Origin of the sequence: Phenylobacterium sp. (assembly GCF_044372605.1) — a bacterium.
In the GTDB taxonomy this organism is placed as follows: Bacteria; Pseudomonadota; Alphaproteobacteria; order Caulobacterales; family Caulobacteraceae; genus Phenylobacterium.
On the sequence record NZ_JBILRO010000288.1, the window covers coordinates 1 to 3,867 of the forward strand.

Below are 3,867 nucleotides of genomic sequence, written 5' to 3' on the forward strand. Positions count from 1 at the left end.
TTTGTGGATCTGCCCAACAGCCAGATCGAGTTGATCGAGCCCTACGGGGACAATTCGCCGCTCAAGGGCTTCCTCGAAAAGAACCCGGCGGGGGGCCAGCACCACATCTGCTTCGAGGTGCCTGACATCATCGCCGCGCGTGATGATATGGTGGCCAAGGGCGCGACCGTGCTGAACGGCGGCGTACCCCGCATCGGGGCGCACAAGGTGCCGGTGATCTTCGTGCATCCGAAGAACATGGGCGGCGTGCTGGTCGAGCTGATGGAAACTCCGAAGGGCGATCACTGATGGGCGTATTCACCTCGGTTGCGATCTTCCTGACGGTCTGGTGGACAGTTCTTTTCTGTGTGCTGCCGTTCGGGACCGTCTCCCATGCCGAGGCCGGCATCGACAAGGGTGACGGCGGAGACCCGGGCGCCCCGGTGGATCCCAGGCTCAAGCAGAAGTTCATCACCACCACCTGGATCTCGGCGATCATCTTCGCGGTGATCTACGCGGTGGTCTATTTTGGCCTGGTGCCCCTGCCACGGGTTCCCGGCGGCCTTTAGCACCGCCCCAACGTTGCCAAGGTCTTCATGGCAAGGGTATCAGGGCCGTCCCATCTGACCCGAGAGTCTCCGAACCCATGCGCCTTTCGCGATACTTCATGCCGACCCTTCGCGAGGCGCCGTCCGATGCGCAGATTGTCTCGCACCAGCTGATGCTGCGCGCCGGGATGATCCGGCAGGAAGCGGCCGGCATCTATGCCTGGCTGCCGCTTGGCCTGAAGGTGCTGAAGAAAATCGAGCAGGTCGTGCGCGAGGAGATGAACCGCGCGGGGGCTGTGGAAATTCTGATGCCCACCCTGCAGCTGGCCGACCTGTGGCGCGAGAGCGGGCGCTATGACGACTACGGCGAGGAGATGCTGCGCATCAAGGATCGCCACGACCGGGACCTGCTGTACGGGCCCACGGCCGAGGAGGTCGTGACCGACATCTTCCGCAGCTACATCAAGTCCTACAAGGACCTGCCGAAGAATCTCTACAACATCCAGTGGAAGTTCCGCGACGAGCGCCGGCCCCGGTTCGGGGTGATGCGCGGGCGCGAGTTTCTGATGAAGGACGCCTATTCCTTCGACGTGGATGAGGCGGCGGCTCGCAGGTCCTACAACCGGATGTTCCTGGCCTATCTCAACGTCTATGCGCGGCTGGGGCTGAAGGCGATTCCGGTGAAGGCCGATCCCGGCCCCATCGGCGGCGACCTCAGCCACGAGTTCATGATCCTGGCCGACACCGGCGAGAGCCAGGTGTTCGCGCACCGTGGTCTGGTGGAGATGGGCGCGCCTGGACCCGATATCGACTGGGACGGTGATCTGGAGACCGAGGTTACCCGGCGCACCAGCCTCTATGCCGCCTCCGACGAGATGCATGACGTCGCGCGTTTCGACGCCATGCCGGCCGACAAGCAGATGACCGCGCGGGGCATCGAGGTAGGGCACATCTTCTACTTTGGCACGAAATACTCCGGGCCGATGAAGGCCAATGTGACCGGGCCGGATGGCAAGGATACGCCGGTGCAGATGGGCTCCTACGGCGTCGGCGTCTCGCGTCTCGTGGCGGCGATCATCGAGGCCAGCCATGACGCGGGCGGGATCATCTGGCCCGACAGCGTAGCGCCTTTCGGGGCGGCGGTGCTGAACCTGCGCGCGGGCGACCCCGCCTGCGACGCGGCCTGCGAAACGGCTTATGCGGCGCTGCTCGCGGCGGGCACGGACCCACTCTATGACGACCGCGATGAGCGGCCCGGCGCGAAGTTCGCCGCCACCGACCTGGTGGGTATCCCCTGGCAGCTGGTGATCGGCCCCAAGGGGCTGGCTGACGGCGTGGTCGAACTCAAGCGCCGCTCCACCGGTGAGCGCCAGACCCTGCCGCTCGAGGCGGCGCTCAAGGCGATCACCGGATGACCGACGCGGTCGCCGCCTCCGGCGGACACGCGCGACCATTCGGTCTGTGGGAGCGGATGCTGGCGATCCGCTACCTCCGCGCCCGGCGCAGTCAGGGCGGGGTGGGACTGATCTCGGTGATCTCCTTCATCGGCATCACGCTGGCGGTGGCGACGCTGATCATCGTCATGTCGGTAATGAACGGCTTCCGGACCGAGCTACTGAGCCGCATCCTGGGCTTCCAGGGCCACGCCTTCGTGTCCGGCGGCGTGCTGGACGGCGACGAGCGGGACCGGGCGGTCGCGCGCCTGCTGAAGGTGCCCGGCGTCACCCAGGCCGCCTCCATCATCGAGGCGCAGGCCATCGCCATCGGGCCCAGCCAGATCACCGGCGCCCTGGTGAGGGGCATTACGCCGGGCGACCTCCAGGCTACGCCGCTGGTGGCGGGCAACATATCCAAGGGCGACCTGACGGCCTTCGGCGTCGGCGACTATGGCGGCGACGTGATCATCCTGGGCGAGCGCCTGGCGCAGATGCTCGGCGTGGCGCCCGGCGACACCATCTCCCTGATCTCGCCCTCGGGCGGCGCCACGGCTTTTGGCGGCACGCCGTTACAGAAGGCCTATACGGTGGGCGCCACCTTCAGCATCGGCATGAGCCAGTACGATCAGGCCTACATCTACATGCCGCTGGCCCAGGCTCAGCTGTTCTTCGGCCGCGAGGGCACCGCCGACGCCATCGAGATCCGCGTCGACGATCCCGACCGCATCCTGAAAATGATGCCGGCCCTCAGCAAGGCGGCTGGACCGGCGGCCCTGGTCACCGACTGGATGCAGCGCGATTCCTCCTACTGGGGCGCGCTTCAGTTGGAGCGGGCGGTGATGCGGCTGATCCTCATGCTGCTGGTGGCCATCGCGGCCATGAACATCATCTCCGGCCTGGTCATGCTGGTGAAGAACAAGGGGCGCGACATCGCCATCCTGCGCACCATGGGCGCGCCGCAGGGCTCGATCCTCAGGATTTTCTTCATGGCCGGGGCCAGCGTGGGCCTGCTAGGCACGGCGGCGGGCCTGATCATAGGCACGCTGTTCTGCATCTACATCGGCCCGATCCAGGGCGTGGTGGAGTGGGTCACGGGTCAGGCGGTCTTCTCCTCCGACGTCTACTATCTGTCCCGGGTACCGGCCCGGGTGGACTGGGCCGAGGTGGCCCTGATCGCCGGCTGGTCTCTGGGGATGAGCTTCCTGGCCACCCTGCCGCCCTCGCTGAGGGCCGCGCGCATCGATCCGGTGGAGGCGCTGCGCTATGAGTGAGCCGGTGCTCTCCATCCGTGGTCTGGAACGCACCTATGTGACCGCCGCCGGGTCGCTGAATGTGCTGAAGGGCGTCGACCTCGACATCCAGCCGGGCGAGATCGTGGGCCTGATCGGCCCGTCCGGGTCGGGCAAGTCCAGCCTGCTGCATGCCGCAGGCTTGCTCGAGCACCCTGACGCGGGCCGGATAACCATCCGGGGCGTGGACTGCTCCAGCCTGGGCGAGCGGGAACGCACCCGCGTGCGCCTGTCGACCATCGGCTTCGTCTACCAGTTCCATCACCTGCTGCCGGAGTTCTCCGCCCTCGACAATGTGGCGTTGCCCCGGATGATCGCCGGCGAGGACCGCAAGGCCGCTACCGCCCGGGCGGCCACATTGCTTGAGGGCCTGGGCCTGAAGGATCGCGCCCAGCACCAGCCGGCCCAACTCTCGGGCGGCGAGCAACAGCGCGTGGCCGTGGCCCGGGCATTGGCCAATTCGCCCCGCCTGCTGCTGGCCGACGAGCCCACCGGCAACCTCGACCCGGCGACCTCGACGGCGGTCTTCGACAGCCTCTACGCGCTCGCGCGCAAGGAAGGCGTGGCGGCGCTGGTGGCGACGCACAACCTGGCGCTGGCCGCGCATATGGACCG

The 3,867-nt window shown here is 67.0% G+C and carries 5 protein-coding genes; all 5 read left to right on the forward strand.

The features are described from left to right. Positions 1-288: VOC family protein (locus ACIQ42_RS16875; RefSeq protein WP_397423401.1), on the forward strand; the 288-nt coding region annotated here is incomplete at its 5' end. After that, a complete protein-coding gene (locus ACIQ42_RS16880; protein WP_397423402.1) occupies positions 288-548 on the forward strand; it encodes a DUF1467 family protein in 261 nt (86 codons plus the stop codon). The genes ACIQ42_RS16875 and ACIQ42_RS16880, both read left to right, overlap by 1 nt. A gap of 77 nt (positions 549-625) precedes the next feature. Next, a complete protein-coding gene (proS, locus tag ACIQ42_RS16885; RefSeq protein WP_397423403.1) occupies positions 626-1,942 on the forward strand; it encodes a proline--tRNA ligase in 1,317 nt (438 codons plus the stop codon). Further along, on the forward strand, positions 1,939-3,234 hold the full coding sequence (locus ACIQ42_RS16890; RefSeq protein ID WP_397423404.1) for a lipoprotein-releasing ABC transporter permease subunit: 1,296 nt from the start codon (positions 1,939-1,941) through the stop codon (positions 3,232-3,234). Before proS ends, ACIQ42_RS16890 begins: the two co-directional genes overlap by 4 nt. Further along, positions 3,227-3,867 (forward strand): ABC transporter ATP-binding protein (locus tag ACIQ42_RS16895; protein WP_397423405.1); only part of this gene is annotated, 641 nt, incomplete at its 3' end. The genes ACIQ42_RS16890 and ACIQ42_RS16895, both read left to right, overlap by 8 nt.